Raw genomic sequence first — 24,687 nt, 5'->3', positions numbered from 1 at the left:
GGGGCGGCCTTCGGGCTTTCCCGCACCGGTCCCGTCAGTCGACCGGCCAGGCGTCGGCCAGCATCTTGCGCGTGTCGGCGAGCAGCTGCGGCAGCACCTTCGTGTGCCCGACGACGGGCATGAAGTTGGTGTCCCCGCCCCAGCGCGGCACCAGGTGCTGGTGCAGATGGGCCGCGATGCCCGCGCCCGCGACCGCGCCCTGGTTCATGCCGATGTTGAATCCGTGCGCCCCGGAGGCCGCGCGCAGCGCCACCATGGCCCGCTTGGTGAAGTCGGCCAGCTCCATGGTCTCCGGCCCGTCCAGCTCCGTGTAGTCGGCCACGTGCCGGTAGGGCACCACCATCAGGTGACCGCCGTTGTACGGGTAGAGGTTCAGCACCGCGTAGACGTACGTCCCGCGGGCGACGACGAGCCCGTCCTCGTCCGAACTCGACGGGATGCCGCAGAACGGACAGCCGTCGCCGGCCTCCGGGCCGGTCGGCTTGTTCTCCCCCTGGATGTACGCCATCCGGTGGGGCGTCCACAGGCGCTGGAACGCGTCGGGCGTCCCCACTCCGATCTGCTGTTCCGGCTCACTCGTCATGCGGATCAGCATATTGCTTCGCTCCCCGGGCGCGTGTCGTCGGGGGCGCACCCACCGTCGCGAGGCGATGCTGAGGCGATGAGCGCCCCGCCCGCCGACTCCGCCCCGCCCCGTCTCCGGCGCTGGGAGCAGCGCACCGAGGTGCCGCTCTTCGGCATCTCGCTGCTCTTCCTGCTCGGCTACGCGATCCATGTCCTCGCGCCCGAGGACCTGAGGGCCGTGCGGAATCTCGGCCTCGCCCTGGTCGGGGCCTGCTGGTTGGTCTTCGCGGCGGACTACGCGGTACGGCTGCGGTTCAGCGGTCTCGGGCACCGTTTCGTCCGGGTGCACTGGCTGGACACCCTGGTGCTGCTGCTTCCGCTGCTGCGGCCGCTGCGTCTGATCCACATCTACACGGTGGTCCAGCAGGGCCGGGAGAAACCGCGCCTGAGCCTGTACGCCCGGGTGATCGGCTACGCGGGGACGGCCGCCCTGCTGCTCGGCTTCTCCGCCGCGCTGACCGTCTACCACCTGGAGCACCGGGCTCCCGGGACCTCGATCCACACCTTCGGGGACGCCGTCTGGTGGGCCTGCGAGACGCTGACGACCGTGGGGTACGGGGACGCGGTGCCGGTCACGGCGGGCGGCCGGACCGTGGCGTCGGGGCTGATGCTCTGCGGGCTGGCGCTGCTCGGGGCGGTGACGGGTTCGTTCTCGTCGTGGCTGATGCAGGTGTTCCGGCGGGAGGACGAGACGAGGCCCCCGGAGGGCGGGTAGCGCTCCGGGGGCCTCGTGTCCGTCGGCGGCTCAGACCTGGACGCGGTCCTCCACGGCCTTGCGGATCTTGGCGATGGCGTCCTCGACCGGGATGCCGTTCTCCTGCGACCCGTCGCGGTAACGGAAGGAGACGGCGCCGTTGGCCATGTCCTCGTCACCCGCGATGATCATGAAGGGCACCTTGGCCTTCTGCTGGTTGCGGATCTTCTTCTGCATCCGGTCGGAGGAGGCGTCCACCTCGACCCGCAGCCCCTGCTTGCGGGCCTTGGCCGCGAACTCCTGGAGGTACGGGACGTGCGCGTCGCCGATCGGGATGCCGACCGCCTGGACCGGGGCCAGCCAGACCGGGAAGGCGCCCGCGTAGTGCTCCAGCAGCACCGCGAAGAAGCGCTCGATGGAACCGAACAGGGCGCGGTGGATCATGACCGGGCGCTGCTTGGTGCCGTCCGGGCCGGTGTACTCCAGGTCGAAGCGCTCCGGCAGGTTGAAGTCGAGCTGCACGGTCGACATCTGCCAGGTGCGGCCGATGGCGTCCTTGCACTGGACCGAGATCTTCGGGCCGTAGAAGGCGGCGCCGCCCGGGTCCGGGACCAGCGGCAGACCCTGCTTCTCGGCGACCTGGCGCAGCGTCTCGGTGGCCTCCTCCCAGATCTCGTCGGAGCCGACGAACTTCTCCGGGTCCTTGGTGGAGAGCTCCAGGTAGAAGTCGGTCAGACCGTAGTCGCGGAGCAGGTTGAGGACGAAGGTGAGCGTCCGGTCGAGCTCCTCGGCCATCTGCTCCTTGGTGCAGTAGATGTGCGCGTCGTCCTGCGTGAAGCCGCGCGAGCGGGTCAGGCCGTGCACCACGCCGGACTTCTCGTACCGGTACACCGTGCCGAACTCGAAGAGGCGCAGCGGGAGTTCACGGTAGGAGCGGCCGCGCGCGTCGAAGATCAGGTTGTGCATCGGGCAGTTCATCGGCTTGAGGTAGTAGTCCACCCCGTCGTCGAGCTGCATGGGGGGGTACATGCCGTCCGCGTACCAGTCCAGGTGGCCGGACTTCTCGAAGAGCTTGCCCTTGGTGGCGTGCGGGGAGTAGACGAACTCGTAGCCCTCCTCCTCGTGGCGGCGGCGCGAGTAGTCCTCCATGGCGCGGCGGATGATGCCGCCCTTGGGGTGGAAGACCGCGAGGCCGGGGCCGATCTCGTCGGGGAAGGAGAAGAGGTCCAGCTCGTTGCCGAGCTTGCGGTGGTCGCGCTTGGCGGCCTCCTCCAGGAACTCCAGGTGCGCCTTCAGCTCTTCCTTGGTGGGCCAGGCGGTGCCGTAGATGCGCTGGAGCATCGGGTTCTTCTCGCTGCCGCGCCAGTACGCCGCGGCGTTGCGCATCAGCTTGAACGCCGGGATGAACCGGGTGGTCGGCAGGTGCGGACCCCGGCAGAGGTCCTTCCAGCACAGCTCGCCGGTCTTCGGGTCGAGGTTGTCGTAGATGGTCAGCTCGCCGCCGCCCACCTCGACGTCCGCGCCGTCGTCCGAGGAGGCGGAGCCCTTGATCCCGATGAGCTCCAGCTTGTACGGCTCGGCGGCCAGCTCCTCGCGGGCGTCCTCGTCCGAGACGACCCGGCGGGAGAAACGCTGGCCGCGCTTCTGGATCTCCTGCATCTTCTTCTCGATGGCCTTGAGATCCTCGGGCGTGAACGGCTTCTCGACGTCGAAGTCGTAGTAGAAGCCGTCCTTGACCGGCGGGCCGATGCCCAGCTTGGCCTCGGGGAAGAGCTGCTGCACGGCCTGCGCCATCACATGGGCGGTGGAGTGCCGCAGGATGTTCAGACCGTCCTCGGAGGAGATCTCCACGGGCTCGACGACCTCGCCGTCGGCGACGGCGTACGCGAGGTCCTTCAGCTCACCGGCGACCCGGGCGGCGACGACGGTGCGCTCGCCGGCGAAGAGCTCGGCTGCCGTAGTGCCCGTCGTCACCACGCGCTCTTCCCGCTCGGAATCGCGTTGGATGGTCACACGGACGTCTGACACCGGTCTCTCCTGACTCAGGGGGCGCACCCGCATTCCTCTAGCGCGTGCCAGGGGAATCGTACCGAGCCGACGGCCTCCCGTGCGAAAAGGGCCGGGGCCGCCCCCGTCATTCGCCGCCGCAGGCCTCCTCGAAGCAGTCGAGGTTCTCGTGGAGGGACTTCATCAGCCGGTCCCGCTCCGCGTCGTCGACCCGTACGGGCACGACCTGCGCGGTCCGGGTCAGCCGGCGGAACCCGTCGTGGCTCTCCAGCCTCCCCTCCACCCGGATCGGCAGCCCCACCAGGTGGGCGTGGCCGGCGATCCGGTACGCCTCCTCGTCCAGTTCCAGCCGTACGTGCGGCACCTCGGCGCCCGCCAGCACCCGCAGCCGGACGATCCCGGGGCCGCCCGGCGCCGCCCGCCGCAGCCGGACGACGGCGCCGGTGACGCGGACGGTCTCGGGCGGCTCGTCCCTGAGGTAGCGGGCGCCCGCCCGGCGCAGGGCGGGCAGGTCGCCCGGGGAGAACTCCACCGGCTCGGGGCGGGCCGGGCAGCCCCCGGGCGGTCCGGCGGCGGGCGCCCAGTCCAGGGCGATGCCCGCCCCCTCCGAGCCCCGTACGAGGGCGACGAGGGCCTGGGTCAGCTCCCGGCTGACGCCCGCCGCGACGGCCGTGTCGAAGGCTTCGAAGCCGCCGGTGGCGCGCTGGTAGTCCACGGCCTCGCGGGTGGCGTGCAGGGCCCGGTGGAGCCGGACGGCGACGGCCCGCCCGGAGGCGACCGGGACGAAGGCGGCGAGCTCGCGGCCGCCGGGCGCGGGCTCGACCAGCACGCCGTCGAGCGCCGCCCGCGCCCGGCGACGGTGGCGGGCGCCGTGGTAGCCGGTGGTGGAACGCACGGCGAGGGCCCCGGCGAGCAGGATCTGCCGGGCGGCGGTGTGCAGCCGTTCCGCGCCGGTCCAGGCCGTCGCGCCCGCGACCGGTTCGGGGGCCTCCCGCCACCAGCGGATCTCGTCGCTGGGCACGGCGAGGGAGAGCAGGATCTCGCGGGCAAAGGGCAGCGCACCGCGGGCGAGCGCGGTGAGCGCCTCGGCGAGGAGGTCCTCGCTGTCGGGGAAGGCGGTGGTGTCGGGGACCAGGAGGCTCGCCGCGCTCCCGGTGGGGCCCGGCGGGGTCCAGCGGCCGTAACGTCCCGGGGTGCCGCCCCGGCGCAGCCAGCCGTGCCGGCCGAGCAGGGCGCCCAGGACGGCCGGGTCGACCCCGGCGGGGTCGGGGACGCCCACCGGGGGTACCGCGCGGTTCCCGTCCGTCGGCCGGTGCATCAGGGCCTCCCTCCCGCCCCTACGCGGGCCATGATCCCGCAGAGCGCCCGGTCGTCGAAGATCCGCGAGGTCGGGACGCGCACGGTGGTCCGCCGCCGCCCGGTCACCGGGTGACCGGCCAGGTTGGTCCAGTAGCAGCAGTGCCGCAGGTCGAGCCGGTCGTGCCCGGCCCGCAGCCAGTCGTCCTGACTGCGCGGCACGATCATCACGACGAGGATCTTGTGGACCGACACAGGGGTCCTGGCGAGCTTCACGAGATGGGCGTTGTCGAGTGTGAACGCGAACGTCGGTCCCGGCGGTCGCGGCGGAATCTGATAGGTGCACTTGAGCTGCACCTTGATGGTCACTTCGTCGTCCACGGCATGGCCGGGGGCTCCGTGGCTGACGTGCCAGTCGATGCCGTTGTCGGGGAAGGGCTGCGACAGGGAGCACCCCGCCGCCGCCGCGACCGCGTGCAGATAACCCACCTGGAGCGTCTCCATGCAGGCGGTGGTGGCGAGTGCGCCGCGCAGCGGTTCGGTCCGCTGGGGCAGCAGCCCGCTCGGTTCGGGCTTCGCGAGCGCCATGGCTGCGGGTGCCTTCCGGGCTGTGGCGACCGGTTTCTCGGATCTCGGGACGACGGGCAACTCCCGCGCCCCGCACCTGTGTTGTCACCGCACCGGACAGTCCGCAAACGGCGTATCAGGCAAAGGGCGCGGGTATCACCGAACCGGGCGGAGGAACAGCACCATCTGCCGTTCGGCTGCGAGGAGTTCGGGGATGACGTACTGGTACGAAGGACCACTGGCCGCATTCGACACCGAGACGACGGGCATCGACGTCGAGGGGGACCGGATCGTCTCGGCCGCCCTCGTCGTCCAGGACATGGCGGGCGGCCGGATGCGCGTCACCCGCTGGCTGGTCAATCCGGGGGTGCCGGTGCCGCCCGCGGCGACCGCGATCCACGGACTGACCGACGAGCACCTCCAGCACAACGGGCGCTGGCCGGCGCCGGTGATGGAGGAGGTGGCCCGCGCCCTGGCCGAGCACTGCGCGGCGGGGCGCCCCCTGGTCGTGATGAACGCGCCGTTCGACCTGACCCTGCTGGACCGCGAGCTGAAGCGCCACCGCGCCTCCTCGCTGGGGACGTATGTGCAGAACTCCCCTCTGTGCGTGCTCGATCCGTACGTGCTCGACAAGCACCTGGACCGCTACCGCAAGGGCCGCCGCACCCTCACCGACCTCTGCGCGCTGTACGACGTCGCCCTCGACGGCGCCCATGACGCCGAGGCCGACGCGACGGCCGCGCTGGAGCTGGTACGGGCGGTGGGGCGGCGGTTCTCCGCCCGCCTGGACCGGCTGAGCCCGTCGGAGCTGCACACCCTCCAGGCGGTCTGGCACGCGGCGCAGGCGCGCGGGCTGCAGGCGTGGTTCGCGAAGAACGGTACGGCGGAGACGGTGGACCCGGCGTGGCCGCTGCGCCCGGCGCTCCCGACCGCCGCCGCGTGACCGGATCCGGAACGGACACGGACGCGGACACGCAGAAGCCGGTCCGTCGATTCTTCTGACGGACCGGCTTCTCCCGGTGTGGGCGATACTGGGTTCGAACCAGTGACCTCTTCGGTGTGAACGAAGCGCTCTCCCACTGAGCTAATCGCCCGGGAACGGGTTGAACCATACAGGGCCCGGCGGCTCCGGTTCAAACCGCGCCCAGCCTGCCCAGCAGCCCGCGCCGTCCGGCGCGCATCATCAGGGCGTGGTTGGCCCGGAACACCGGCCGTCCGGGCACCGCCAGGAGCCGCATCAGCCGCCTGCGCACCTCGACCTCCTGCTCGTAGACGGCCCGGCTGCCCCCGCCGTGCGCGGTCACCGTCCACCGGGCCCAGCCGACCAGGTCGCCGCCGAGCACGGCCTCCACGACCCGGGCCCCGGGGTCGCGGCGGCGTTCGCGGACGGTGACGACGAGTTCGTACGGGAGGAAGGCGCGGATCCGGGTGGTTCCGGTGGTCCCGTCGGCCGTGACCACCGCGCGGAACTGCGGCCACCAGCGCGGGTACCGGTCGGCCCGTTCGAGGATCGCGTACACGGTGTCGGGCGGGGCCGGCAGGTCCCAGGTGCTCATGAAGCGGTAGTGGTTCCAGTCCATGGGCCCAGTCTGCGGATACTCAGCCGGGGAACTGAGTATCCGAGCGCATGTACGAAACCGTGGCCGACACCACACTCACGTCCATGGAACATGTGCCGCCGCCCGCCGAGGAATTGGCGCTCCTCGACCGTGAACTGGCCCGGCTCGACGCCCGCCGGTCCCACCTGCTGGTCCGCCGGGCCTGGCTGCTGAGCGTGCTGACGCCGCCCGCCGCGCCGCCCGCGCCGCAGTTCGCCCCGTTCGGGCCGCCCCCTCGGGCGCCGTTCGCGGTCCCCGCCGCCCGCGCCGGGAACGCCCCGGGCGGCGCGCAGAACGTGCTGCTGACCCTCGGCGGTCTCCTGCTGGCCGTCGCGGCCATCGCGTTCACCCTGGTGAGCTGGGGGCACATGGGGATCGCCGGGCGTTCGGCGGTGCTCGGCGCGGTGACGCTCGCGGCGCTCGCCGCCCCCGTCGCGCTGCTGCGCCGCGGGCTCTCCGCGACCGCGGAGTCGCTCGGCGCCCTGGCGTGCCTGCTGATGGTGCTCGACGCCTACGCGCTGCACCGGGTGGCGGTGCCGGAGGCCGGTGCGGTGGGGTTCACCGCGGCTTCCTCGGCGGTGCTCGCGGTGCTGTGGGGCGGGTACGGGCTGCTTCTCGGACGTCTTCGGCTGCCGCTGCCCCTGGCGGTGGTGACCGCCCAGCTGCCGCTGGTGCTGTGGGCGTGGTCGGCGGGCGCGGGCGCCTCGGGATTCGGCTGGGCGCTGCTGGGGACGGCGGCGCTGGACTGCGTGATCGCGGTGCGCGGCCGGGGCGGCGCGGTCCGGACGACGGCCTGCGCGGGTGCCTGGGCGACCGGGCTCTGGGGGCTGCTGGTGGCGCTGGCGCAGTCGGTGGCGGCCCGTTCGGTGCCGGACGCGGTGGAACCGGCCGCGCTGCTGCTCGCGGGGGCGGCGATCGCCCTCTTCGGGGCGTGGCGCGCTCCCCGGGGGCTCGCGGTGGCGGGCGGGGTGCTCGCCGGGCTGTGCGGGGTGGCCGCGGTGGGCGGGGTGCTCTGCGCCGGAATGGACCGGGGCTGGTCGGTGCCGGTGTACCTGCTGTGCGGTGCGGCACTGCTGACGGCGGTGCGCGCGCCGCTGCCGGAGCCGGTCGGGCGGGGGCTGGGCTGGGCCGCCGCGTCGGTGGGCACAACGGCGGTGCTGGTCTCGGCGCCGCTGGCCGGGCTGTCGCTGCTGGGCCCGGTGTCGCAGCTGGGCCGGGTGTGGGCCGGGGCGCCCGACGGGGGTGTCCGGGGCGCGCTGGGCGTGACCGGTTCGGCGTGGTCCGCCACGGCCGCGGCGCCGGTGACGCTGCTGGCGGCGGCCGCGCTGCTGGGGGCCGCGTACCGCTGGTGGGACGGGCTGGTGCGGGTGGCCGGGCCGGTGCCGCGGCCCGGGGTACGGGGTGCGGCGGGGGCCGTCGCCTCGGCCGTCTGCTGGGCGGGGCTCGTCACGCTCCCCGCGGTGCTGGGGTTCTCGTACCCGGCCGCCGTGGCCGCGCAGTCGGCACTGGTGTGCGGGACGCTCGCGGTGGCGGTGGTCCGGCTGCGCCGGGGTCCGGAGGCGGTGGGGTGGACGGTGCTGGTGTGCGGGCTGGCCGGAGCAGTCGGCGTGGGCTTCCTGTCGCTCGCCGAGGAGTCCGCGACGTACCCGGTGTTCGCGATGGCGCTGGTGGCCCTCGGAGCGGTCGCCGTACTGCTCGACGGGCCAGCGGACGGGGCTTCGCGGGCCGCACAGGCGGTGGCGGCGGGCGGGGCCGTGGTGTGCGCGACCGTGCTGGTCCGCGCGGCCGGGGCGTCGTGGGGCATGGCGGGCCACCGGGCGGCGCCCCTGCTGCTGGTGGTGACCGCGGCGACGGTGCTGCTCGGGGCCCGGCTGCGGGGCCGTCCGGTGGCCCCGGTGATCGAGATCGCCGGTGCGGTACCGGCCGTACTGGCGGTCCTCATGGCCGTACCGGACCGGCCGTTCCTGGCGCTGGTGCTGGCTCTGTGCGGGGTGCTGGCGGCGGGAACGGCGGTACGGGCCGAGCGGCGGCCCGCAGCCGGATACCTGGCGGTGGCGCTGTTCGTCCTGGCCACCTGGGTACGGCTGACGGCCTCGGGGGTGTCGGCCCCGGAGGCGTACACCCTGCCGGTGACGGTGCCCGCCCTGGCGGTCGGGGTGCTGCGGCGGCGCCGCGACCCGTCGGCCTCGTCGTGGACGGCGTACGGGGCGGGTCTCGCCGCGACGCTGGTCCCGAGCCTCTTCGCGGCCTGGTTCGACCCGGACTGGCAGCGTCCGCTGCTGCTCGGCACGGCTGCGCTGGTGATCACCCTCGCGGGCGCCCGGCTGCGGCTCCAGGCCCTGCTGCTGCTCGGCGGCGCGGTGCTGGCCCTGGACGCCGTGCACGAGCTGGCGCCGTACGTCGTCCAGGTCGTCGGCGCACTCCCCCGCTGGCTGCCGCCCGCCCTGGCCGGGGCGCTGCTGCTGGCGGTCGGGGCGACGTACGAGCAGCGGCTGCGCGACGCGCGGCGGCTGAAGGAGAGCGTGGGCCGCATGCGCTGACGGAGCGTCGTCCCGGGCGGGAAAGAAACGCCACGGCGAACTCGCCCGGGAATTGCAGCAGTTCACGGAGGCCCCGACCGATACGGAATTCTCCGGCGAACCGGAGTCATTGCCCGCCCGGGAACCCGGAAGGAAACCTTCCGGGAATTCCCGTATCCCGGAAAACTCCGGAGACCCACCCGGCCCCGCGCTCCCGCGGCCCCACGGGCGGGAAATCCGAGGGCCCACCGGAACCGGAAAACGCAGAGGGCCCGTGAGACTCTGCGGTCTCACGGGCCCTCTGTCCGGGTGGGCGATACTGGGTTCGAACCAGTGACCTCTTCGGTGTGAACGAAGCGCTCTCCCACTGAGCTAATCGCCCGGGTGCGGACCAAACATTACCCCATGTCAGCGGCACCCCATGACCACCCCCGGATCACTCGTGGATCTTCCACGGCATCGTGATGCCGAACTTCCAGACGTAGATCCCCACCAGCACCGCGACGATCACCAGACCGATCACGGTCAGGATGATGTTGCGCCGCCTGACCTTGGGGTCGAGCGCCCGCTGGGCGGCCTCGGTGACCTTCCGCCTGGTCCAGCGGAGCACGAGCTGCGCCCAGACGAACTCCGTCGCCCAGATCGCCATGCCTCCGAAGATCACCAGCCAGCCCGGACCGGGCAGCGGCAACATGATGATCCCCGCCACCACCACGGCGAGGCCGATCACGAAGACGCCGACCTGCCAGCTCAGGTGCAGCGGCCTGGAGGACCGGATGAACCCCGGCGCCCGCGACCCGAGCCCCCGCCCCTCGGGGGCACCTCCCGCGGTCTCTCCGGCCACGTCTGCCGCACCGCTCGCCGCACCGTCCCCCGTGGCGGGAACGGGCGCCGCGGGAACGGCACCGCCGTCCCGCACGTCACGCTCCGCATTCATGGACCCAATCTACCGGAACGGCCTTCTTCACCGGAATGGCCGCATAACCAAAAGTTACACACCGCTGTACGAGCTACCCGAAGAGACACAAAAAGCCCAGAGGGGTTTACAACGCCACCGTAGGTGGCATGTCGATTTCGCCGACGTGCGAATCCCCGAGCGCACACTGAGCGAAAGGCCCTGGCGCTTATGAACACCACGGTCAGCTGCGAGCTGCACCTGCGCCTCGTTGTGTCGAGCGAGTCATCACTGCCTGTACCCGCGGGCCTGCGGTATGACACGGCCGATCCGTATGCCGTGCACGCCACCTTCCATACCGGAGCGGAGGAAACGGTCGAATGGGTATTCGCCCGTGACCTCCTTGCCGAGGGGCTGCACCGGCCCACCGGCACCGGAGACGTCCGCGTCTGGCCATCCCGTAGTCACGGCCAGGGCGTCGTCTGCATCGCACTGAGCTCCCCGGAGGGCGAAGCACTGCTCGAAGCCCCGGCAAGGGCCCTGGAGTCGTTCCTGAAGCGGACCGACGCCGCGGTACCACCGGGCACCGAACATCGCCACTTCGATCTCGACACGGAGCTCTCACACATCCTGGCCGAGAGCTGACCAGGCCGAGAGCCGCACGGCGCCGTCCGACTCGGGGAGACGGCGCCGCCCGGAAAACCGCATACGGCTGACACCGGCGCCGTCACCACGGAATCCACCGTGGTGACGGCGCCGGCGCGCGTCCGTGGCCGGTATCCGCCCCCGCACCGCGCACCGGCCCGCTCGGACCGCTGTGCGCCCCGGCCGAGCCAGTAGAGTCTGCCCGCATCGGCGGACACCCGGCCGCCGGAGGCAGGGAGCGAAAGCGTGCTGATCCCCCACGACACCAGGATCGCCCTCGACACGGTGGTCGAGCTGCTGAACACCGCGCCGGAGAGCGAACCACCGGAGAGCGGGCAGCCGCGGACCGGTCACGGCGAGGGCCTCGCCGACGTCGAGGCGCTGTACGACTTCGCCGGGCGCCACCGGATCAGCGGCGTGGGCGAGCTGGACGAGCGGGACCTGCGGGCCGTACGGGAGGTACGGACCCGCTTCGCCGAGATCTTCGCGACCGACGACACGAAGACCGCCGCCGAGCTCGTCAACGCGCTCATCGCCGCCGCCGGCACGACGCCGCAGCTCAGCAATCACGACGGGTACGACTGGCATGTGCACTACTTCGCGCCCGACGCCTCCATCGCCGACCACTTCGCCGCCGACTGCGGCATGGCACTCGCCTTCATCGTCGTGACGGGCGAGCTGGAGCGGCTGCGCCGGTGCGAGGCACCGGACTGCCGGTACGCCTTCGTCGATCTGTCACGGAACCGTTCGCGCCGCTACTGCTCCAGCCGCACCTGCGGCAACCGTCTGCACGTGGCCGCGTACCGGGCGCGCCGCAAGGAGGCGGCCGGCTGACCCCTCATCGCACGGACCGGCCCCTCACAGCATGAAGAGATCGTGCACCGCGGCCATCAGCAGCAGACTGCCGACGACCGCGAGGAAGATCATCAAAGGGGGCTGGGACAGCGCGAAGAGGCAACCACGAGGCTCTTCGGCGGGGCGTGTGGGGACATCTCCCCGGGTGGTGTCGACCATCTCGGAAAGATCATGACCCACCCCACACCTATAGACGGCCAATAAGCCCGCCGCCCAAGGGAGTTCACCCTTACCAGACGCCCCGGATTCGCTCCGGCGTCCGAGTTGTCCACGGATGTTCGGCAGCCGTTCGGCGTTATATGCGTAATGCCCCGTTTCTCGTTGCCGTGGCGGGGCGGGCGCCCGCCCCGGCCGTCTCCGTGCCGCCTCAGCGCGGTGCCGTACTGGAGGACCGCACCACCAGCTCCGGCTGGAGCACCACCTCGCGGTGCTCATGGCCGCCGCCCTCGCCGTACGCCTCCTCCAGCAGCAGCTCGGCGGCCATCCGCCCCATCACGGCCGCGGGCCGGCGGACCGAGGTGAGCGGTACGGCCGCGGCGGCGGCGAACTCGATGTCGTCGTAGCCGACGAGGGCGATCTCCCCCGGCACGTCGACCCCCGCCGCGTAGAGGGTCTGGAGCACGCCCAGGGCGAGCAGGTCGTTGGCGCAGAACACCGCGGTCGGCCGGGGCACCAGCCCCAGCAGCCGGGCCCCCGCGTCCCGGCCCGCCGCCACGTCCAGCCGGTCGGACGGGATCTCGGTGAGCGCCCCGGGCGGCAGTCCGGCGTCGGCGAGCGCCGCCAGGGCGCCCCGTCTCCGGTCCCTGACCTGGGCGAGGACGTCCGGCCCGCTGACGTACGCCACCGAGCGGTGGCCGGCCGCGAGCAGGTGGCCGACGGCCAGGGCACCGCCCCGGACATCGTCCACGGAGACCGCGCAGATCCCGGGCGCACCCGCCACCCGGTCCACGAGCACGAAGGGGATCCGGTGACGGCCGAAGGACTCCAGATTGCGGCCGCTCGCGTCGGCCGGGGTGATCAGGACCCCGCACACCCGCTGTTCGGCGAAGAGCCCGAGGTACTCGGCCTCCTCCGCCGGGTTCTGGTCGCTGTTGCAGACCATGACGCCGAGACCGGCCCGCCGGGCCGCGCGCTCGGCGCCCCGGGCCACGTCCACGAAGAACGGGTTGCCCATGTCGAGGACGAGCAGGGCCATGATCCGGCTGCGGCCCGCGCGGAGCTGGCGCGCCGACTCGCTGCGCACGTAGCCGAGTTCCTCGATGGCGGCGAGTACCCGGGCCCGGGTCCGCGGCAGGACCGCCTCGGGCCGGTTGATCACGTTGGAGACGGTGCCGACGGAGACTCCGGCCTGCCGCGCCACGTCCTTGATCCCTGCCACGCGCGCCACTCGTCCGCCCCACTGCCGCCTCGGCCGCGCCCGGTCCGCGGCGTGTCCTCATCGTACGGACGGTGTCCGGGCGGCGGATCCCGGGAGTCCTGCGGGGACCGGCCTCAGATGCCGTGCTTCTTGAGGATGGCCTCGATGTCGCTGAAGTCGTCGCCCGGCTCGGCGGACCGCTGCCGGGCCGCCTCCGGCCGGGGCCGTGCGGTGCCCGCTCCCAGGGACGGCGCCGGAGCCTCCGGGGCCACGGCCCGGCCCCGCTCCGCCCGCGCGGCCGCCCGGCGTTCCTTGCCGGTGCCGCCGGTTCGCCGCTCGATCGCCCGGGTGGTCATGAACAGCAGCCAGGCCAGCCCCAGCAGCCCGAAGCCGAGCCAGACAGCCGGCTTGAAGGCGATCCCGGCGACCCAGCTCACGACCCCGGTCAGTACCAGCGCGATCGGGACGAGGGAGTACGCGGCGATCCTCGTCGCGGTGAGGAAACGCTTCCGCCAGGCGGTGACGGCGGCCACGCCCAAACCCGCCGCTGACACCGCGGAGCAGATGGTCTCGGCAAGCATCGGTGCCTCCAGGCGCAGGGGAAACGTCCCTTCCATCCTGCACCGGCGACCGGTACGGCGGCCACGATCGGCGGACGCATCAGGGACATCTCAGGGCCGGGATCCTCCCCAGGTCCCGATTCCGGCGGTGCCGGCCGCGCGGGGCGCCGGGGAGGAGGCGGTGGACCGGGTGCCGGTTGGGTGGCTCGCGCGGGCCCTGGGAGACTGGCCGTATGAGCGATTCCACCCCCGCGACCCCGATCGTCCTCGACGTCTGGTGCGATCTCCAGTGCCCCGACTGCCACCGCGCCCTCACTGATGTGCACGCCCTGCGGGCCCGGTACGGCGACCGGCTGGACGTACGGCTGCGGCACTTCCCGCTGGAGAAGCACAAGCACGCCCACGCCGCCGCCCAGGCCGCCGAGGAGGCCGCCGCCCAGGGCCGGGACTGGGCGTACGTCGACGCCGTCCTCGCCCGTACCGCCGACCTCGACCGCACCGGCGAGCCGCTGCTGGTCGAGGTGGCGCGGGAACTCGGCCTGGACGCCGAGGAGATGGACACCGCGCTGATCGACGGGCGCCACATGCTGATCGTCGACGCCGACCAGGCCGAGGGCAAGGCGATCGGTGTCACCGGCACCCCGACCTATGTGATCGGCGGCGAGCGACTGGACGGCGGCAAGAGCCAGGACGGGCTGCGCGGCCGGATCGAGGAGATCGCCGACCGGCTGCTCGCCGGGCAGGGCTGAGCCTCAGAGCTCCTTGACCAGGTTGTACTGGGTCGTCCGGTAACCGAGCGACTCGTACAGCCGCAGGGCCGGGGTGTTGGCGGCGAAGACGTGCAGGGCGATGTCGCGGGCGCCCCCGGCCAGCGCGATGCGCTCCGCCTGGAGCATCAGGGCGCGCCCGTGGCCCCGGCCCCGGTACTCCTCCTTCACCTCGACGTCGTAGACGAACCCGTCCACCCCGCCGTCGTCCTTCCCGATCAGCGTCACCCACACATGGCCGACGACCGTGGAGCCGTCGACCAGGACGTGCAGGTGGGCGCCCTCGGTGTCGAGGCCGTCGGGGAGGTTGCGGGCGTGGTCGGCCAGGGACTTGTTCATGGCCTGGTCGGCCGGGATGCCCCGCTCGATCCAGGACTGCGCGTACGCGTCGACGGTGACGGCCAGCCAGGCCTCGAACTCCGCGGGGGTCATGGGCCGGGCCACGAGCCCCTCGGGGACTCCGGGTGCGGTGGCGCCGAGCTCCTTGGCCATGTTGCGGCTGCGTTCCGTGTAGCCGAGGGAGGCGGCCAGGCGCCGGGCGCCCTCATTGTCCTGCGGTGCTTCCAGACGGACCTGGACGCAGCCCCAGCCGCGAAGCACCTCCTCGGCGGCGAGGGCGGCGATGGTGCCGCGGCCCCGCCGCCGGCTCGCCTCGTCGATGGTCAGGGAGCTCAGTACGCCGGCGGCGGCGCCGAACCCCGCGTCGGTGCCGACCCGGACGGAGCCGATGGCCCGCCCGTTGTCGCACACCTCGTAGTCGCGGTTCTTCGCACCGTCGGTGCCTTGCTGGATCGGCCCGGTCGGCCGGAGGGTGGTGGTCATCGGGGATGTTCTATCCGCTGGTCCGCGGCCCGTCACCCCTTTTTACGGGTCGAGGTCGTCGGCGGCCCGCTCGGCGAAGACCCGCATGGCCTTGGCGGTCACCGGGCCGGGTGCGCCGGGCAGCTCGCGGCCGTCGATCCGGTGGACGGCCTGCACATCGCGCAGCGAGGAGGTCAGGAAGATCTCCTCGGCCCGCTCCAGGGCGTCGAGGGGCAGATCGGTCTCCTGGGCCCCGGTCCACTCGACGACCAGCTCGCGGGTGATCCCGGCGAGGCAGCCGGAGGCGAGCGGCGGCGTGTGCAGCTGCCCGTCGAGCACGACGAAGACGTTGGAGCCGGTGCCTTCGCAGAGCCGTCCGGCCGTGTTGGCGAAGAGCGCCTCCGAGGCGCCGTGCTCACGGGCCCGGGCGAGGGCCACGACGTTCTCGGCGTAGGAGGTGCTCTTCAGTCCGGCGAGGGCGCCGCGCTCGTTGCGGGTCCAGGGGACGGTGACCGCGGCGGTGGTGTCGGGCCTGCGGGTCGCCTCGCCGATCGCGACGACGAGGGTGGGGCCGAGGGCTCCTCGGTCGGAGCCGAGCGGGGAGAGCCCTCCGGTGCAGGTGATGCGCAGCCTGCCGAGCGGCATCGGGTTGGCCTCGACGACCTCGGCGCAGGCGCGGCGGACCGTGTCGAGGTCGGGCTCGGGCAGGCCGAGGCCGCGGGCCGAGCGGACCAGCCGGTCGAGGTGGCGGGTGAGCGCGAAGGGCCTGCCGTCGACGGTCTTGACCGTCTCGAAGATCCCGTCGCCCACGGTGAGCCCGTGGTCCAGCACCGACACCCGGGCATCCTCGGCGTCGCGCAGCGCGCCGTTGACCCATGTCCTCATCACGCGGTCCTTCCGGTCGATTCCTCGGCACCCGACGCTACCGCGAGGAGCCGGGACGCCTTCAGTTCGGTCTCGTCCCATTCGCGTTCCGGATCGGAGCCCCAGGTGATCCCGGCCCCGGTGCCGAAGCGGAGGAGCGGCGCGGGACCGGTCCGGTCGATCCAGAAGGTACGTATGCCGACCGCGAGGGACGCGGTGCGGCGGTCGGCGTCGACCCAGCCGATCCCCCCGCAGTAAGGACCGCGCGGGGCGGTCTCCAGTTCCTCGATGATCCGCAGGGCACTGGACTTGGGCGCCCCGGTGACCGAGCCGGGCGGGAACGCGGCGGCGAGCAGCTCGGGCCAGCCCGTCCCGGCGGCCAGCTCGCCGCGCACGGTGGAGACGAGGTGGACCAGTCCGGGGTGCTTCTCGACCACGCAGAGGTCGGGGACGGTGACCGACCCGGTGGCGCAGACCCGGCCCAGGTCGTTGCGGACCAGGTCGACGATCATCACGTTCTCCGCGTGGTCCTTCTCCAGCAGATCGGCCTCGGTACGGCCGGTCCCCTTGATCGGCCCCGACTCGACGGTCCGGCCGTCGCGGCGCAGGAAGAGCTCGGGCGAGGCGGTGGCGATCTCCACACCGTGCCCCGGGAGCCGAATCGTTCCTGCATAGGGGGCGGGGTTGCCGCGGGCGAGCAGCGCGGTCAGCGCGTCCACGTCGGCGGCGGACGGGTCGGGCAGTGGCGCGCTCAGCACCCGGCAGAGGTTGGCCTGGTAGACCTCGCCCGTCGCGATGTACGCGCGGATCCGCCGTACGCCCTCGACGTACCCGGCGCGGTCCAGGGACGAGCTCCAGTCACCGGCGGCCGGGCCCCGCCAGGCGCCGGGCACCGGGGCGGGCACCGCCGCCCGGCGCACGGAGCCGAAGCGGGCGCAGACGAGACGGCCCTCGAAGTCGGCGGACACGGCCCAGAAGCCGGTCGAGTCGAGGGCTGCGGGGTCACTGGTCACGTCCCGCAGATCGGAGGCGTGGAGGCCGTCGAAGCGGGCCATCGGAGCAAGGTCGTGCACGTCGTCGAGTCTAGGACGGCCCCCGACGACCCGCCCCGGCGTGGACGCACCTCAGCACGCTGCGCAAACGCGTTTTTGTACTGGCCCAGGAATCCGCTAGAGTTCAACACGTCGCCGGGACGCGCAAGCGGACCGGGAAAGACAAGCGGACGTAGCTCAGTTGGTAGAGCGCAACCTTGCCAAGGTTGAGGTCGCCAGTTCGAACCTGGTCGTCCGCTCGCATAAAGTGGGGGATCTTCCCGAACCCCCGCTCCTGGTGGAGTGGCCGAGAGGCGAGGCAACGGCCTGCAAAGCCGTCTACACGGGTTCAAATCCCGTCTCCACCTCCAAGGACGATTAGCTCAGCGGGAGAGCGCTTCCCTGACACGGAAGAGGTCACTGGTTCAATCCCAGTATCGTCCACCGATCCGCAAGGATCCCCGCGCGATTAGCTCAGCGGGAGAGCGCTTCCCTGACACGGAAGAGGTCACTGGTTCAATCCCAGTATCGCGCACGCAGTACACGCAGGCTCACCCTGCGCGATTAGCTCAGCGGGAGAGCGCTTCCCTGACACGGAAGAGGTCACTGGTTCAATCCCAGTATCGCGCACCAGTGAGAGCCCCGGTCGTTCCGACGACCGGGGCTCTCTCGTGTTCGGGACACGCCTTCCGCCGGTCCGCGGTGGGCCGGCCACCGCGGACCGGTCCGGTCAGGACGAGAAGAGCATGCGACCGAAGCTCTTGTGGCGGTAGTGACCACCGTGGTGGCCGCCGTGGTACTGCGGCGGGGCGCCCCAGGCGGGCTGCTGGGGCGCCGGGTAGGCCTGCGGGGCGGGCGGCGCGGGCGGGGCCTGCTGCGTCCACTGCGACTCGATCCGGGTGAGGGTCTCCAGCTCGCCGTAGTCGAGGAAGATCCCCCGGCAGCCGCTGCACTGCTCGATCTGTATGCCGTTGCGGTTGTACGTGTGCATCTGCGCGTGGCACTTGGGACACTGCATGACCGGGTTCACTCCTCGCGTCGGGTCTCCACCGGCGGGCAGCGTGCCCGTCGGCGGTCGGACCAGCCTACGACGGGTGGCCGGTGCCCAACTCGGGCGGGAGGGAAGCGATTCGGGCGCAGGCGTCGACCATCGCCTGCTCGACCTCGTCCGGAGTCCTGCCCTCCGCGGCGGACTTGGCAAGGGCCAGTGCGGCGGTCTGCACACTCAGTGCCCGGGCCGGTACGTCCAGCTCCGGCCACGGGTCTCCCCCGGGGCGCACCGCGGGCCCGCCCGCCGCCCGGTAGCCGTCGAGGAAGCGGTGCCAGACGTCGGGCGGCAGGATTCCGGCCGCGTACCAGGCGGCGGGCCGGGCGAGATCCCAGGCGGGGTCGCCGAGACCGGCGTCGTCGAGGTCGATGAGCCGCCAGGGTCCGTCCGGGGCCGGGTGGCGGACGAGCTGGCCGAGGTGGAGGTCGCCGTGGCACAGGAAGCGGCGGTGCGCGGGCGGGGCGGCTTCGCCCCGGGCCCAGGGCGGCAGCCGGTGCCAGGCGGCGAGGACCGGGGCGGCGGCCGGATCGTCCGGACGGGCGGCGCGCATCCGGGCCACGGCCCTCGCCGCTTTGGCGGGGCCGCGCATCGGCGGAAGGGCGAGGCCGGGCGGGGCGGGGGTCCGGTGCAGCGTGGCCAGCAGCGCGGCGGCCTCCGCCCAGGGGGCGGCGTCGGGTTCGTCCGGGTCGACCGGGTCGCCGTGCGGCCACAGGGTGACGGGGCGGTCGTGGAGCAGGGCGGTGGGCCGGGGTTCCAGAGGGGCGAGGAGGACCCCGGACAGGCAGGGGTCGGAGGCGAGGGCCATCCGGCCGGTCAGCCCGGGGCCGTCCGTGCCGGGGGCGTGGGCCTTGGCGACGACGGGGCCGCTGCGGACCACGGTGCCGTCCGCGCGGTCGGCGAGCACCAGCGGGGGCGGGCAGGCGCAGGGCTCCTCGGGGTGCGCGTGGGCGGCCCGGTGGGCGAGGGCGCCGAGCGCGCGTACGACTGCGGTGGTCACGGTCTCCCCCGGTGGCGGACGGTGCGGCCCGGTCCGTGCCGGGTCCGCCGACGAGCGTACGCGGGGCGTGGAGGGGCAGGGCGTTGCCGGTGGACCCGTCGCCGCCCGTATGCGGGACGCGAACGGGCCCGGACAGCGCGATGTCCGGTCAGCTCCCCAGCTGACCGGACAAACGCTGCCGCCCGACGCACCCCCGTCCCCACGGGGTTGTTGGCCGGATGTCCCGGTCCGGACCGCTCTTCCGGACCCGGGGCGCCGCTCAGCGCCCCAGCATCACGCCCACGGACGACGCCTGTGTGACCACCGCGTCCCAGCCGCCGAAGACGACCACGAGCAGGGCCGCCAGGGGAAGAACCATCGCCGTCGCCACCAGCGGGTGACGCGTGCCGGCCGCGGGCCGGACGGCGAGCGGGGCGCGCGCCCCGCGTGCCGCGCGGATGGTGGTCCGTGCCGCCGTGTCCGCCATGGTTCCTCTCCTGACTCGTTGGAGAGCGGCGGGCGTGTGACCTCGGGGAACGAGTTCTGTACCCACCGCTCACCTCCCACACTAGGGAAGCGCGGCGGCGGGGGCGTCATGCCCGCGTACCGATTGCCGGGCCTACGAGAGGATGAGCCCCGGCCCGTCGGCGTACTCCCCTGGGTGGAGACCGGTACGACCGGGCCTGGGGAGATCCCGGAGGGGTACGGCGAACTCGGCGGGATGCCCGAACCGTTGGCCGGTGGGGCGGGTGCGGCGGCCGTGATGTCACTCACCCTTCCGCGTCCCGTACAGCCGGGGCCCGCCCCGGTGCGGTGCCGGAGGAGGCGCGGAACGGTGGGAGGGAGATCCGGGCGGCGCGTACGGCGCGGGGCGTCGGGGCGCCAACCGCCGCGTGCCGCCGCCTCCTTGGGCCCGCACCCCGCCGGGGACCCGGCACGGCGGCCGTCGTACGCCCCGTCAGCGGCCGGGCCGGGTACCGACAATCGATCGGCGGGCGAGGGCGCGGCCTCTGAGCGCCCCGGGCGCCGGGTACGTAAGCTGTGCCTCGTCAGGCGGACCAGGCAGCGGGGATGGGCAGACATGGCGATGATGCGGCTCCGGCGCGAGGACCCGCGTGTCGTCGGTTCGTTCAGGCTGCACCGGCGGCTCGGGGCGGGCGGCATGGGCGTCGTCTACCTGGGTTCGGACCGGCGGGGCCAGCGGGTGGCGCTGAAGGTGATCCGCCCGGACCTGGCGGAGGACCAGGAGTTCCGCTCCCGCTTCGCGCGCGAGGTGTCCGCCGCCCGGCGGATCCGGGGCGGCTGCACGGCGCGGCTGGTGGCGGCGGACCTGGAGGCGGACCGGCCGTGGTTCGCCACGCAGTACGTCCCGGGGCCCTCGTTGCACGACAAGGTGGCCGAGGAGGGTCCGCTGTCGGCGGCCGAGGTGGCCGCGATCGGGGCCGCCCTCTCGGAGGGCCTGGTGGCGGTGCACGAGGCGGGGGTGGTCCACCGCGACCTGAAGCCGTCGAACATCCTCCTGTCCCCCAAGGGCCCGCGGATCATCGACTTCGGAATCGCCTGGGCGACCGGGGCCTCCACCCTGACCCATGTCGGTACGGCGGTGGGTTCGCCGGGGTTCCTCGCGCCCGAGCAGGTGCGGGGCGCGGCCGTGACCCCGGCGACCGATGTGTTCGCGCTGGGGGCGACGCTGGCGTACGCGGCCACGGCGGACTCGCCGTTCGGGCACGGCAGTTCCGAGGTGATGCTGTACCGCGTGGTGCACGAGGAGCCCCATCTGCACGATGTGCACGACGCGCTCGCGCCGCTGGTGAGGGCCTGCCTGGCGAAGGACCCCGAGGAGCGGCCGAGCACGCTGCAACTCTCCATGCGGCTCAAGGAGATCGCGGCGCGCGAGGCCCAGGGGCTGCACGAAAGCCGGCCCCCGGCGCAGCGTTCGGCACGGGAGCTGGACCGGCCGACCGGCCGGATGGACGGCCCGTACACCGAACAGCAGACGCGCCGGTCGGCGCCGCCCGCGTCCCGGCCGCAGAAGCAGCCCCTGTCGCAGGGCGGCCGGCCCGGCCCGTCGTCGCGGGCCGGTGCTCCCCGGACCGGCGGTTCGCGCCCGCCCCGGCAGCAGCCGCCGCGCGACACCACCCGGTCGGGGCGGCGTCCGCACGGCACGGCCGGGGCGAACGGCCGCCCGGGGGCCCGGCCCGGGAACCGTCCCACCTCGTCGGGGCTGCGCCCGGCCAATCCGCGGCTGCTGCGCCAGCGGCTCTTCGTCTTCGTCGTCGTGACGCTGCTGGTGGCGCTCGGTATCGCGGTGGCCCAGGGCTGTCAGGGACCGGCCCGGGGCATGGGCGTCGCCCCTTCCGGCAACGGTACGACGCACAGCCTGCGCCAGTAGCGGCCCCGGGCCGAGGCCCCGCGGTCGTTCCCTCCGCCCGCTACTCGCCGAGCGCGGCGACGCCGGCCTGGGCGAACTTCTCGTCGAGGTCGCCGGAGGGGGCTCCGGCGACGCCGATGGCGGCGATCGGGGCGCCCTCGGCGGTGACGGGGGCGCCGCCGGCGAGGAAGAGGGTGCCGGGGATGTCCTTGAGGGTGGGGGCGTTGGCCAGGCGCTTGGCGAGCTCGGAGGTCGGGGCGTTCCAGGAGACGGCGGTGTACGCCTTCTTCACGGCCGATTCGTAGGCCTGCGGGCCGGCGCCGTCGCCGCGCAGGGTGAGGATCGTGTTCCCGTTGCGGTCCACGACCGCGACCGAGACCCGCTGGTTCTCCTTCTCCGCCGCGTCCAGCGTCGCCCGCGCCGCCCTCGTCGCGGCCGCCAGCGTCAGGTGCGTGCTCTCCCGGAGACTGCCGTCCACCGCGTCGGCGGTTACGGCGGTGGTCCCGGCGGACCCGGCGTTGGCGTTGACCACTGCGAACGTGCCGAGGGCGACGGCGCCGGCCACCGTGCCGCCGATGACGACGCGCATCCGCTTCGAGGTCTTCCTGGCGTGCTTCACTGCGGTCACTGGCCTCACTCCTGCTCCTGGGTGCGGGGTGCGGCTCCGTCCGTCCGGCGATCCGGCGTCCGAACCCGCCGGCTCCTGCCGTCCCGTTCCGATCAAGAGTGCGGCCGGAGGGTCCCCCGCCCCGTCGGCGTACCGGCTCCTCGTGGCGGGCGGACCGGCCGACCCCGGGGTCGGCCGATCGGTTGACACCGGGGCGGGAAAGGTGCGGTCCGGGGTCAGGCGGCGGACGGCCGGGTGGCGTAGAAGGCGACGGCGGAGGCGGCGGCCACGTTGAGGGAGTCGACGCCCGCGTCCATCGGGATGCGGACGTGCTCGTCGACCGCGGCGAGGGTTCCGGGGGCGAGGCCCGCGCCTTCCGTACCGAAGACCAGCGCGAGCCGCTCGTGGTCGCGCGCGGCGAGCTCGTCGAGGGTGATCGCCCGTTCACTCAGACAGAGGGCGGCGAGCGTGAAGCCCGCGGCGCGCAGCACCTCGACGTCCTTGGGCCAGGACTCCAGGCGGGTCCACGGCACCTGGAAGACGCCGCCCATCGAGACCTTCACGGATCGCCGGTAGAGGGGGTCCGCGCAGCGCGGGGTGAGGAGCACCGCGTCGATGCCGAGGGCCGCCGCGTTGCGGAAGGCGGCGCCCAGGTTGGCGTGGTCGACGATGTCCTCGAAGACGGCGACGCGCCGGACCGCGCGGTCGTCGCCGTCCGTCCCGGTCAGCAGTGCGTCGACGGTCGGCAGGGGCCTGCGCTGCATCGAGGCGAGGGCGCCGCGGTGGACGTGGTAGCCGGTGACGCGCTCGGCGAGCTCGGGGCTGACCGCGTAGACCGGGGCCGGGACCTCGTCGATGACGTCCCGCATCAGGTCGACCCACTTCGCCGAGAGCAGCATCGAGCGCATCTCGTACCCGGCGTGCCTGGCCCGTCTGATCACCTTCTCGCCCTCGGCGATGAAGAGGCCCTCCACGGGTTCCCGCCTGCGGCGGAGTTCGACGTCGGTGAGTCCGGTGTAGTCGCTCAGGCGGGGGTCGTCGGGGTCGTCGACGGTGATGAGATCAGCCACGGGTTCGATACTGCCTTGTCCGGTGTGCGGTGCCAACGGCTCGGGAGAAGTTCTGTTACCGCTGGTTACTCGGAGGGGTGCGGATGGTCACTCGGCGGGGAGCGGGGCGGTGCCGGTGCCGACCGCGACGACGTCGCCGATGACGATGACGGCCGGGGGGCGTACGTCCTCGGCGGCGGCCCGCTCGGCCACGGTCGCGAGGGTGGCGTCGACGCGGCGCTGGGCGGCCGTGGTGCCTTCCTGGACGAGGGCCACCGGGGTGTCCGGGGACCTGCCGTGCTCGATCAGGGCCTTCGCGATGGGGCCGATCTTGTCGACGGCCATCAGCAGGACCAGGGTGCCGCGGAGCCGGGCGAGCGCCGCCCAGTCGACCAGTGAGCGCGGGTCGTCGGGGGCGACATGGCCGCTGACGACGGTGAACTCGTGGGCGACGCCTCGGTGGGTGACGGGGATTCCGGCGGCGCCGGGCACGGAGATCGAACTGGAGATGCCGGGCACGACGGTGCAGGCGATGCCCTCGGCGGCGAGCGCCTGGGCCTCCTCCATGCCCCGCCCGAAGACGAACGGGTCGCCGCCCTTGAGCCGTACGACGGCCTTGCCCGCCTTGGCGTGCTCGATGAGCGCCTGGTTGATCGCCTCCTGGGCCATGAAGCGGCCGTACGGGATCTTCGCCGCGTCGATCACCTCGACGTGCGGCGGCAGTTCGTCGAGAAGGTCGCGCGGGCCGAGCCGGTCGGCGATGACGACGTCGGCCTCGGCGAGCAGCCGGCGGCCGCGCACGGTGATCAGGTCGGGGTCGCCGGGGCCGCCGCCGACCAGGGAGACACCGGGGACCGACCGGGCGCGGTGGTGGGGGGCGGCGAGCGTGCCGTCGCGGAGCCCCTCGACGATGGCGTCGCGGACGGCGGCGGAGTGGCGCGGGTCGCGGCCCCGGGCGTCGGTGGAGAGGACGGCGACGGTGACGCCCTCGCTGCGACCGGTGGCCGGGGTCCAGGCGGTGGCCACGTCGGCGTCGTCGCTCCGTACGCACCAGGTGCGGGTGCGCTCGGCCTCGGCGGAGGCGGCCTCGTTGGCCGCGTCGTCGTCGGAGGCGACGAGGGCGTACCAGGTGTCGGCGAGGTCGCCGTCCCGGTAGCGGCGGCGCTCCCAGCGGATCTCCCCGGCGTCGGCCATCGCCTCGACGGACGGGGTCGCGGACGGCGATACGAGGGTGATGTCGGCGCCCGCCGCGATGAGTGCCGGGAGGCGGCGCTGCGCGACCTGGCCGCCGCCGATGACGACGACGCGGCGCCCGCCCAGGCGGAGTCCGACGGGGTACGCGGGGTGATCGGCGTGCTCGGCCATGGCGGTGCGGACTCCTCGTGCGATGCGGAATGCGGGCCGCTGCGACGGTGGAGCGGCGGTGACGTGCGGTTTTGTGGAGCGTGAGGCCACGATACGGGGTGCGCCGGGGTACGGGGCGGGAGGGCCGGGCGGCCCTCGACGGCCGTCCGGCCCGGGCCGGACGCCGTGGGGCGTACGGTCCGGGCCGGGTG

At 73.4% G+C, this 24,687-nt stretch carries 25 protein-coding genes and 7 tRNA genes; 12 read left to right on the top strand and 20 right to left on the bottom strand.

The genetic code is table 11. The features are described 5' to 3' along the window. Positions 1-34: 34 nt before the first annotated feature. Positions 35-595, bottom strand: a complete 561-nt coding sequence (locus tag ACIQGQ_RS19830; protein WP_402397514.1) for an HIT family protein — start codon at positions 593-595, stop codon at positions 35-37. 66 nt (positions 596-661) lie between these two features. Here ACIQGQ_RS19830 and ACIQGQ_RS19825 point away from each other — a divergent pair, with 66 nt between their 5' ends. Further along, complete coding sequence (locus ACIQGQ_RS19825; RefSeq protein ID WP_402397511.1) at positions 662-1,339, top strand: potassium channel family protein; 678 nt, start codon at positions 662-664, stop codon at positions 1,337-1,339. Between the two features lie 30 nt (positions 1,340-1,369). On the opposite strand, the gene thrS is transcribed toward ACIQGQ_RS19825, so the two are convergent. The 3 genes from thrS to ACIQGQ_RS19810 all read right to left on the bottom strand — a co-directional run bounded on the left by thrS (position 1,370) and on the right by ACIQGQ_RS19810 (position 5,209). Beyond that, on the bottom strand, positions 1,370-3,346 hold the full coding sequence (gene thrS, locus ACIQGQ_RS19820) for a threonine--tRNA ligase (RefSeq protein WP_366290457.1): 1,977 nt from the start codon (positions 3,344-3,346) through the stop codon (positions 1,370-1,372). 106 nt (positions 3,347-3,452) lie between these two features. Next, positions 3,453-4,643, bottom strand: coding sequence for a hypothetical protein (locus ACIQGQ_RS19815; protein WP_402397509.1), 1,191 nt, complete (start codon positions 4,641-4,643; stop codon positions 3,453-3,455). Next, a complete protein-coding gene (locus ACIQGQ_RS19810; RefSeq protein ID WP_402397506.1) occupies positions 4,643-5,209 on the bottom strand; it encodes a DUF4365 domain-containing protein in 567 nt (188 codons plus the stop codon). The genes ACIQGQ_RS19815 and ACIQGQ_RS19810 overlap by 1 nt, the downstream gene beginning before the upstream one ends. Before the next feature lie 193 nt (positions 5,210-5,402). Here ACIQGQ_RS19810 and ACIQGQ_RS19805 point away from each other — a divergent pair, with 193 nt between their 5' ends. Further along, entirely contained in the window at positions 5,403-6,131 is a 729-nt protein-coding gene (locus ACIQGQ_RS19805) for a 3'-5' exonuclease (RefSeq protein WP_402397504.1), read from the top strand. 79 nt (positions 6,132-6,210) lie between these two features. Here ACIQGQ_RS19805 and ACIQGQ_RS19800 read toward each other — a convergent pair. Both ACIQGQ_RS19800 and ACIQGQ_RS19795 read right to left on the bottom strand, forming a co-directional pair. Further along, positions 6,211-6,282: transfer RNA gene (locus ACIQGQ_RS19800), tRNA-Val, on the bottom strand. Positions 6,283-6,321: 39 nt separating this feature from the next. Further along, positions 6,322-6,768: an SRPBCC family protein gene (locus ACIQGQ_RS19795; protein ID WP_402397501.1), complete on the bottom strand. Its 447-nt coding sequence runs from the start codon at positions 6,766-6,768 to the stop codon at positions 6,322-6,324. A gap of 83 nt (positions 6,769-6,851) precedes the next feature. On the opposite strand from ACIQGQ_RS19795, the gene ACIQGQ_RS19790 reads away from it, so the two are divergent. Continuing rightward, positions 6,852-9,326: an SCO7613 C-terminal domain-containing membrane protein gene (locus ACIQGQ_RS19790; protein WP_402397498.1), complete on the top strand. Its 2,475-nt coding sequence runs from the start codon at positions 6,852-6,854 to the stop codon at positions 9,324-9,326. A gap of 289 nt (positions 9,327-9,615) precedes the next feature. On the opposite strand, the gene ACIQGQ_RS19785 is transcribed toward ACIQGQ_RS19790, so the two are convergent. After that, positions 9,616-9,687, bottom strand: a tRNA-Val gene (locus ACIQGQ_RS19785). 54 nt (positions 9,688-9,741) lie between these two features. Beyond that, positions 9,742-10,242, bottom strand: coding sequence for a TIGR02611 family protein (locus ACIQGQ_RS19780; protein WP_402397495.1), 501 nt, complete (start codon positions 10,240-10,242; stop codon positions 9,742-9,744). Between the two features lie 189 nt (positions 10,243-10,431). Between ACIQGQ_RS19780 and ACIQGQ_RS19775 the strand changes: the two genes are divergently transcribed. Beyond that, positions 10,432-10,845, top strand: a complete 414-nt coding sequence (locus ACIQGQ_RS19775; protein ID WP_003959770.1) for an SsgA family sporulation/cell division regulator — start codon at positions 10,432-10,434, stop codon at positions 10,843-10,845. Between the two features lie 246 nt (positions 10,846-11,091). Continuing rightward, the gene (locus ACIQGQ_RS19770; RefSeq protein ID WP_402397493.1) at positions 11,092-11,679 is read left to right on the top strand and encodes a CGNR zinc finger domain-containing protein; all 588 of its coding nucleotides are present in this window, start codon (positions 11,092-11,094) and stop codon (positions 11,677-11,679) included. 24 nt (positions 11,680-11,703) lie between these two features. Here the strand turns inward: ACIQGQ_RS19770 and ACIQGQ_RS19765 are convergent, their stop codons facing one another. From ACIQGQ_RS19765 to ACIQGQ_RS19755, 3 genes are all read right to left on the bottom strand, one after another. Next, positions 11,704-11,880 carry a hypothetical protein gene (locus ACIQGQ_RS19765; RefSeq protein WP_402397715.1) on the bottom strand — a complete coding sequence of 59 codons (177 nt, stop codon included), beginning with the start codon at positions 11,878-11,880 and terminating at the stop codon, positions 11,704-11,706. Between the two features lie 187 nt (positions 11,881-12,067). Further along, positions 12,068-13,087 carry a LacI family DNA-binding transcriptional regulator gene (locus ACIQGQ_RS19760; protein WP_402397490.1) on the bottom strand — a complete coding sequence of 340 codons (1,020 nt, stop codon included), beginning with the start codon at positions 13,085-13,087 and terminating at the stop codon, positions 12,068-12,070. Positions 13,088-13,191: 104 nt separating this feature from the next. Next, positions 13,192-13,638, bottom strand: coding sequence for a hypothetical protein (locus tag ACIQGQ_RS19755; RefSeq protein ID WP_402397488.1), 447 nt, complete (start codon positions 13,636-13,638; stop codon positions 13,192-13,194). A 212-nt stretch (positions 13,639-13,850) separates the two neighbouring features. Between ACIQGQ_RS19755 and ACIQGQ_RS19750 the strand changes: the two genes are divergently transcribed. Continuing rightward, positions 13,851-14,366, top strand: coding sequence for a DsbA family protein (locus ACIQGQ_RS19750; protein ID WP_402397485.1), 516 nt, complete (start codon positions 13,851-13,853; stop codon positions 14,364-14,366). Between the two features lie 3 nt (positions 14,367-14,369). Here the strand turns inward: ACIQGQ_RS19750 and ACIQGQ_RS19745 are convergent, their stop codons facing one another. Genes ACIQGQ_RS19745 through ACIQGQ_RS19735 form a run of 3 tightly spaced genes read right to left on the bottom strand, consistent with a single transcriptional unit; the run spans position 14,370 to position 17,104 of the window. Continuing rightward, complete coding sequence (locus ACIQGQ_RS19745) at positions 14,370-15,206, bottom strand: GNAT family N-acetyltransferase (protein WP_402397482.1); 837 nt, start codon at positions 15,204-15,206, stop codon at positions 14,370-14,372. A 42-nt stretch (positions 15,207-15,248) separates the two neighbouring features. After that, positions 15,249-16,070: an aminotransferase class IV gene (locus ACIQGQ_RS19740; protein ID WP_402397479.1), complete on the bottom strand. Its 822-nt coding sequence runs from the start codon at positions 16,068-16,070 to the stop codon at positions 15,249-15,251. Then, a complete protein-coding gene (locus ACIQGQ_RS19735; protein WP_402397708.1) occupies positions 16,070-17,104 on the bottom strand; it encodes a chorismate-binding protein in 1,035 nt (344 codons plus the stop codon). The genes ACIQGQ_RS19740 and ACIQGQ_RS19735 overlap by 1 nt, the downstream gene beginning before the upstream one ends. Before the next feature lie 163 nt (positions 17,105-17,267). Here ACIQGQ_RS19735 and ACIQGQ_RS19730 point away from each other — a divergent pair. From ACIQGQ_RS19730 to ACIQGQ_RS19710, 5 genes are all read left to right on the top strand, one after another. Next, positions 17,268-17,340: transfer RNA gene (locus ACIQGQ_RS19730), tRNA-Gly, on the top strand. A 37-nt stretch (positions 17,341-17,377) separates the two neighbouring features. Continuing rightward, positions 17,378-17,451, top strand: a tRNA-Cys gene (locus ACIQGQ_RS19725). A 1-nt stretch (position 17,452) separates the two neighbouring features. Continuing rightward, positions 17,453-17,524 (top strand) — tRNA-Val (locus ACIQGQ_RS19720). 19 nt (positions 17,525-17,543) lie between these two features. Beyond that, positions 17,544-17,615 (top strand) — tRNA-Val (locus ACIQGQ_RS19715). A gap of 23 nt (positions 17,616-17,638) precedes the next feature. Continuing rightward, a tRNA-Val gene (locus ACIQGQ_RS19710) sits at positions 17,639-17,713 on the top strand. A gap of 97 nt (positions 17,714-17,810) precedes the next feature. On the opposite strand, the gene ACIQGQ_RS19705 is transcribed toward ACIQGQ_RS19710, so the two are convergent. From ACIQGQ_RS19705 to ACIQGQ_RS19695, 3 genes are all read right to left on the bottom strand, one after another. Beyond that, entirely contained in the window at positions 17,811-18,098 is a 288-nt protein-coding gene (locus ACIQGQ_RS19705) for a zf-TFIIB domain-containing protein (RefSeq protein WP_402397476.1), read from the bottom strand. 67 nt (positions 18,099-18,165) lie between these two features. Then, positions 18,166-19,125, bottom strand: coding sequence for a phosphotransferase family protein (locus tag ACIQGQ_RS19700; protein ID WP_402397474.1), 960 nt, complete (start codon positions 19,123-19,125; stop codon positions 18,166-18,168). A gap of 259 nt (positions 19,126-19,384) precedes the next feature. Next, entirely contained in the window at positions 19,385-19,591 is a 207-nt protein-coding gene (locus tag ACIQGQ_RS19695) for a hypothetical protein (RefSeq protein WP_352277480.1), read from the bottom strand. Positions 19,592-20,185: 594 nt separating this feature from the next. Between ACIQGQ_RS19695 and ACIQGQ_RS19690 the strand changes: the two genes are divergently transcribed. After that, on the top strand, positions 20,186-21,496 hold the full coding sequence (locus ACIQGQ_RS19690; protein ID WP_402397471.1) for a protein kinase: 1,311 nt from the start codon (positions 20,186-20,188) through the stop codon (positions 21,494-21,496). Positions 21,497-21,536: 40 nt separating this feature from the next. On the opposite strand, the gene ACIQGQ_RS19685 is transcribed toward ACIQGQ_RS19690, so the two are convergent. The 3 genes from ACIQGQ_RS19685 to cobA form a co-directional block, all read right to left on the bottom strand. Further along, positions 21,537-22,064: a heme-binding protein gene (locus ACIQGQ_RS19685; RefSeq protein ID WP_402397706.1), complete on the bottom strand. Its 528-nt coding sequence runs from the start codon at positions 22,062-22,064 to the stop codon at positions 21,537-21,539. Between the two features lie 254 nt (positions 22,065-22,318). After that, on the bottom strand, positions 22,319-23,152 hold the full coding sequence (locus tag ACIQGQ_RS19680) for a TrmH family RNA methyltransferase (protein WP_402397469.1): 834 nt from the start codon (positions 23,150-23,152) through the stop codon (positions 22,319-22,321). A gap of 87 nt (positions 23,153-23,239) precedes the next feature. Continuing rightward, the gene (cobA, locus tag ACIQGQ_RS19675; RefSeq protein WP_402397467.1) at positions 23,240-24,496 is read right to left on the bottom strand and encodes a uroporphyrinogen-III C-methyltransferase; all 1,257 of its coding nucleotides are present in this window, start codon (positions 24,494-24,496) and stop codon (positions 23,240-23,242) included. Positions 24,497-24,687 lie beyond the last annotated feature (191 nt).

The sequence above is a fragment of the Streptomyces sp. NPDC092952 genome (assembly GCF_044754785.1).
In the GTDB taxonomy this organism is placed as follows: domain Bacteria; phylum Actinomycetota; class Actinomycetes; order Streptomycetales; family Streptomycetaceae; genus Streptomyces.
The sequence above is the reverse complement of the archived record's forward strand: the minus strand, read 5'-3'. Positions and strand labels throughout refer to the sequence as shown.